Below are 5,891 nucleotides of genomic sequence, written 5' to 3'. Positions count from 1 at the left end.
GGCGACTACAAGTACGGTTTCGAGACGAAGGTCGACGTCGACACCGTCCCTCCGGGCCTGAACGAGGACGTCATCCGCCTCATTTCCTCCAAGAAGGGCGAGCCGGAATGGCTCCTCGATTGGCGCCTCAAGGCCTACCGCCACTGGAAGACCATGAAGGAGCCGACCTGGCAGAACGTCCACTATCCGCCGATCGACTACGACGCCATCGTCTACTACTCGGCACCCAAAACGAAAAAGGACGGTCCGAAGTCCCTGGACGAGGTCGACCCGGAGGTCTTGGAGACGTTCAAGAAACTCGGGATCTCGCTCGCGGAGCAGGAGAGGCTCTCCGGCGTCGCGGTCGACGCGGTCTTCGACAGCGTCTCCGTCGCCACGACTTTCAAGGAGAAACTCTCGGAGCTGGGGATCATCTTCTGTTCCTTCTCCGAGGCGGTGAAAGAGCATCCGGATCTGGTGAAGAAGTACCTGGGCACGGTCGTCCCGTCCGCGGACAACTTTTTCGCGGCCCTCAACTCCGCCGTCTTCAGCGACGGGTCGTTCTGCTACATCCCCAAGGGCGTGCGTTGCCCGATGGAGCTTTCCACCTACTTCCGGATCAACGCCTCCAATACCGGCCAGTTCGAGCGCACGCTGATCGTCGCGGACGAGGGCTCCGCCGTGAGCTACCTCGAAGGCTGCACGGCGCCCATGCGCGACGAGAACCAGCTCCACGCGGCCGTGGTCGAGCTGGTCGCCCTGGACAACGCCCAGATCAAATACTCGACGGTCCAGAACTGGTACCCCGGCGACAAGAACGGGAAGGGCGGCATCTACAATTTCGTGACCAAGCGCGGGAAATGCGCCGGCAGGAATTCGAAGATCTCGTGGACGCAGGTCGAGACCGGCTCCGCCATCACCTGGAAGTATCCCGGCTGCATCCTGCTCGGCGACGGCTCCGTCGGCGAGTTCTATTCGGTGGCCGTCGCGAACAACTACCAGCAGGCGGACACCGGTACGAAGATGATTCACATCGGCAGGAACACGCGCTCGACGATCGTCTCCAAAGGCATCTCCGCCGGCCACGGCCAGAACACCTACCGGGGGTTGGTCAAGATCCAGAAGGGGGCGGAAAACGCGCGCAATTATTCGCAGTGCGACTCCCTCCTCATGGGCGACCTGTGCGGGGCCCACACGTTCCCGTACATCGAGGTCAAGAACAGCACGGCGCAGCTGGAGCACGAGGCCTCGACCTCCAAGATCGGCGAGGACCAGCTCTTTTACTGCAAGCAACGCGGGATCTCGGCGGAGGACGCCGTCTCGATGATCGTCAACGGGTTCTGCAAGCAGGTCTTGAAGGAATTGCCGATGGAATTCGCGGTGGAAGCGCAAAAATTGCTCGGCGTCAGTTTGGAAGGGAGCGTTGGATGATATGACGATGCTCGAAATTAAAAATCTTCATGCGAACGTCGCGGGCCAAGAAATCCTCCGCGGCATCAGCCTCAAGGTCAACCCGGGCGAGGTCCACGCCATCATGGGCCCGAACGGTTCCGGCAAGAGCACGCTCGCGCAGGTCTTGGCCGGGCGCGAGAATTACGAAGTCACGAAGGGTCAGGTCCTCTATCAAGGCAAGGACCTCCTCGCCATGACCCCCGAGGACCGCGCGCGCGAAGGCGTCTTTCTGGGCTTCCAGTATCCGATCGAGATCCCGGGCGTCGGCAACGTCTATTTCCTGAAAGCGGCCCTGAACGCCCAGCGCAAGCACCGTGGCCTGGAGGAGGTCGACGCCATGGAGTTCCTCGCGCTCGTGAAGGAAAAGATGAAATTCCTGGAGATCGAGGAGGGATTGCTCTCCCGGTCTGTGAACGAGGGCTTCTCCGGGGGGGAAAAGAAGCGGAACGAGATCCTCCAAATGGCGGTTTTGGACCCCAAGCTCGCGATCCTGGACGAGATCGACTCGGGGCTCGACATCGACGCCCTGAAGGTCGTCGCCAAGGGCGTCAACGCCCTGCGGAGCCGCGACCGGGGGGTCGTGCTCGTGACCCATTACCAGCGTCTCTTGGACTACATTGTCCCGGATTTCGTGCACGTCCTCCAGGACGGCAGGATCGTCAAGTCCGGCGACAAGTCCCTGGCCCTCGATCTGGAGAAAAAAGGCTACGGATGGTTGGAGTCCGCACCCGGCGGGGCGAGCGCATGAACATGAAGGAGCAATTTCTCAGGCAGTTCGAAGACCGGAAAGACGGGCCGTCGTGGCTGGCGCCGATGCGCCGTGGCGCCATCGACCGTTTTGCCGCCCTGGGGCTGCCGACGACGGAGAGCGAGGAATGGCGTTACACGAGCCTGGCGGGGTTCCAGGACGTCCCGTTTGCGCCGGCGGCCCGAGACGACCACGGCGGACGGATCGAAAGCGATTTTTTGGAACGGAGCGCCTTCTGCCCGCGCGACGCGGTCCGCCTCGTGTTCGTCAACGGTCACTACTCGCCGCGGCTGTCGGCCGTCGAAGGTCTCGCGTCCGGTGTGGTCGCCGGAAGTCTCGCCTCCGTGTTGAAGAACCGTCCCGACCTGGTGGCCGGGGTCCTTGGAACGGCCGCGGAGTTCGGAGACCGCGCCTTCGTGGCCCTGAACACGGCGTTCTTGAACGACGGGGCCGTCATTTATATTCCCAAGGGCGTCGTCGTCACGAAGCCGATCCACGTCTGTTACGTGTCTTGGACGACGGACGACCGGCCGGGCGTCTCGCACCCGCGCAATCTCGTGATCGCGGAGGAAGGCTCGCAGGCGACCGTGGTCGAGATCTACGTCGGCGGCGGAAACTCCCCCTATTTCACGAATGCCGTCACTGAGATCGTCGCCGGCCGGGGCGCGATCGTCGACCACTACAAGCTTCAACAGGAGAACGGGAACGCCTGTCACCTGCGTTCCCTGGACGTCCGTCAGGACGCCGACAGCCGCGTCTCGACGCTCTCGGTCTCCCTGGGCGCGGGGCTTTCGCGCAATGAGGACCGGACGGTGCTGGACGCCGAGGGCGCCGAATGCGCGCTGAACGGCCTCTACATGGTGACGGGCCGCCAGCATGCGGATAACCAGACGTCGATCGATCACGCGAAGCCCCACGGGACGTCGAGCGAGCTCTACAAGGGGATTCTCGCCGGACAATCGACCGGCGTCTTCAACGGAAAGATCGTCGTTCGCCCGGGCGCCCAGAAGACGGTGGCGCGCCAGACCAACAAGAACCTGCTTCTTTCGAACGAAGCGCTGGTCAACACCAAGCCCTTGCTGGAGATCTTCGCCAACGACGTCAAGTGCAACCACGGCGCGACGATCGGACGCCTGGACGATTCCCAGGTCTTCTACCTCCGCTCGCGCGGGTTGGGGGAGGCCCACGCGCGGAGCCTCCTGACCTACGCCTTCGCGAGCGATCTCGTCGGGCGGGTCCGCGTGCCCTCCCTGCAGCAGGGCTTGGAAAAATGGATCTTCCGTCGCCTCTTGGCCGGGGAGATTCCCTCGGGAGTGTCGGGGGGGGTGTCGGGAACATGAACTTCGCCGACGATTTTCCCATCTTGAGCCAGACGGTGCGCGGCAGGCGGCTCGTCTACCTGGACAACGCGGCGACGAGCCAGAAGCCCCGGGCCGTCATCGACGCGATCCGGGACTATTACGAGCGCGACAACGCGAACATCCACCGCGGCGTGCACCTCCTGAGCGAGCGGGCGACCGAGCTGTACGAGGCGGCCCGAGGCAAGGTGAGGTCCTTCCTCAACGCGCGGGAAGACGCCGAGATCGTTTTCGTCCGCGGGGCGACGGAGGCGATCAATCTGGTGGCGCAGAGCTTCGGCCGGGCGAACGTGAAGGCGGGCGACGAGGTCGTCCTTTCGGCGATCGAGCACCACTCCAATATCGTCCCTTGGCAGATGCTGTGTGGCGAGAGGGGGGCGAAACTCCGCGTGATCCCGATGACGGACGCGGGGGAGCTGATCTTGGAGGAATACGAAAGCCTCCTGAACGCCCGCACGAAGATCGTCGCGCTCACGCACGTCTCGAACGCCCTCGGCACGGTCAATCCCGTGAAGGCCATGATCGAAAAGGCGCACGCGAAAGGGATCCCCGTCCTCGTGGACGGCGCCCAGGCGGTGCCCCACAGGCCGGTGGACGTGCAGGCGCTGGACTGCGACTTCTACGTCTTCTCCGGCCACAAGATGTGCGCACCGACGGGCATCGGCGCCCTTTACGGCAAGCGCGCGCATCTGGAAAAAATGCCCCCCTATCAGGGCGGGGGCGACATGATCCGCATGGTCACCTTCGAGAAGACGCTCTACAACGATATCCCGTTCAAGTTCGAGGCGGGTACCCCCAACATCGAAGGAGCGGTGGGTCTCGGCGCGGCGATCGACTACCTTTCGGGAATCGGAATGCCCCGGATCGCGGCGCGCGAGAACGAGCTGTTGGACTACGCGACGACCGCCCTCTCAAGGGTGAAGGATCTGAGGATCATCGGCACGGCCAAGGAGAAGGCCGGCGTCGTGTCCTTCCTGCTCGGCGACATCCATCCGCACGACATCGGGACGATCTTGGACCAGGAGGGGATCGCCATCCGCACGGGGCATCACTGTGCGATGCCGGTGATGGAGAGGCTGGGCATCTCCGCCACGGCTCGGGCGTCCTTGGCTTTCTACAATACGAAGGAAGACATCGACGCCTTGGTCTCGGGATTGGAAAAGGTGAGGGCGATCTTCAAATGAATTCGGAATTGAGCCAGCTTTACCAGGACGTCATCCTCGATCACAACAAGCAGCCGAGGAATTTCCACGTTCTCCAGGACGCCGATCATCACGCGGAGGGCTTCAACCCCCTCTGCGGCGACCGCTGCACCGTCTATCTCAAGATGGACGGCGGCAAGATCGCCGACGTGAGTTTCGTGGGCTCCGGATGCGCCATATCGAAGGCGTCGAGTTCGATCATGACGACGGCGGTGAAGGGGAAGACGGAAGCCGAAATTGACGGGCTGTTCGACCGGTTTCATTTGATGGTCACCGGAAAGCTGAAACCCGGAGAGGCGGACGGGTTGGGTAAGCTCCAAGTCTTTTCGGGGGTTTCGGAGTTTCCGGCCCGGGTCAAATGCGCCTCGCTCGCCTGGCACACGCTCAAGGCCGCCCTCGAAGGACGGGGAGAGCCCGTTACGACCGAGAAAGGGGATGACAGTGGATCAGGCGCCTGAACAGCCTCCGTTGAAGGACAGGGTCATCAAAGTTCTCAAGTCCTGCTACGACCCGGAGATCCCCGTCGACATCTACGACCTGGGGTTGATCTACGATCTGGCCGTGAGCGAGGAGGGCGACGTCGAGATCAAGATGACGCTGACCTCGCCCGCGTGCCCCGTGGCAGGCTCGCTGCCGCCGGAGGTCGAAAACAAGGTGAGGGCGGTGGACGGCGTGAAGGACGTCAAGGTCGCCGTCGTCTGGGAGCCTCCCTGGAAGATGGACATGATGACGGAGGCCGCGAAACTCAAATTAGGGATGTTATAACGACGTAAGGGCAAGGCGGCGCCTTGCCCCTACAAAAGGAGAACGCATGGAAGATTTGAAAAAGAAAATCGAAGAGATGGTGAAGACGAACAAACTCGTCATCTTCATGAAGGGCACGCCCGAGGCCCCGCGCTGCGGGTTCTCCAATCAGGCGGTCCAGGTCCTGAAGACCTTGAACCAGCCCATCAAGGCCGTGGACGTCCTCGCGGACGATCCTCTGTGGGGGGCGCTCGAGGAGTACACGCAGTGGCCGACCGTGCCCCAGATCTTCATCGACGGCGAGTTCGTCGGGGGCTGCGACATCGTGACCGAGTTGCACGAGCGCGGCGAATTACAGAAATTGGCCTCCAAATAAAAAACGGACGGGCCCGAAGGCCCGCCCGTTCT

7 protein-coding genes are annotated in these 5,891 nt (G+C 62.7%); all 7 read left to right on the top strand.

Annotation, left to right across the window (positions count from 1 at the left end; translation table 11 throughout):
* Positions 1–1,410 (top strand): Fe-S cluster assembly protein SufB (sufB, locus tag VLJ37_12015; GenBank protein ID HSA60395.1); only part of this gene is annotated, 1,410 nt, incomplete at its 5' end.
* A 7-nt stretch (positions 1,411–1,417) separates the two neighbouring features.
* Complete coding sequence (gene sufC, locus VLJ37_12010) at positions 1,418–2,179, top strand: Fe-S cluster assembly ATPase SufC (protein ID HSA60394.1); 762 nt, start codon at positions 1,418–1,420, stop codon at positions 2,177–2,179.
* Entirely contained in the window at positions 2,143–3,519 is a 1,377-nt protein-coding gene (gene sufD, locus VLJ37_12005) for a Fe-S cluster assembly protein SufD (GenBank protein HSA60393.1), read from the top strand. The genes sufC and sufD overlap by 37 nt, the downstream gene beginning before the upstream one ends.
* The gene (locus tag VLJ37_12000; protein HSA60392.1) at positions 3,516–4,721 is read left to right on the top strand and encodes a cysteine desulfurase; all 1,206 of its coding nucleotides are present in this window, start codon (positions 3,516–3,518) and stop codon (positions 4,719–4,721) included. Before sufD ends, VLJ37_12000 begins: the two co-directional genes overlap by 4 nt.
* The gene (locus VLJ37_11995) at positions 4,718–5,197 is read left to right on the top strand and encodes an SUF system NifU family Fe-S cluster assembly protein (GenBank protein HSA60391.1); all 480 of its coding nucleotides are present in this window, start codon (positions 4,718–4,720) and stop codon (positions 5,195–5,197) included. Before VLJ37_12000 ends, VLJ37_11995 begins: the two co-directional genes overlap by 4 nt.
* Positions 5,181–5,504, top strand: a complete 324-nt coding sequence (locus VLJ37_11990) for an SUF system Fe-S cluster assembly protein (protein HSA60390.1) — start codon at positions 5,181–5,183, stop codon at positions 5,502–5,504. The genes VLJ37_11995 and VLJ37_11990 overlap by 17 nt, the downstream gene beginning before the upstream one ends.
* Before the next feature lie 46 nt (positions 5,505–5,550).
* Positions 5,551–5,859, top strand: coding sequence for a Grx4 family monothiol glutaredoxin (gene grxD / locus VLJ37_11985; protein ID HSA60389.1), 309 nt, complete (start codon positions 5,551–5,553; stop codon positions 5,857–5,859).
* Positions 5,860–5,891 lie beyond the last annotated feature (32 nt).

This window comes from bacterium (assembly GCA_035454885.1).
Taxonomy (GTDB): domain Bacteria; phylum UBA10199; class UBA10199; order JACPAL01.
This window is presented reverse-complemented; position numbering and strand designations above follow the sequence as displayed.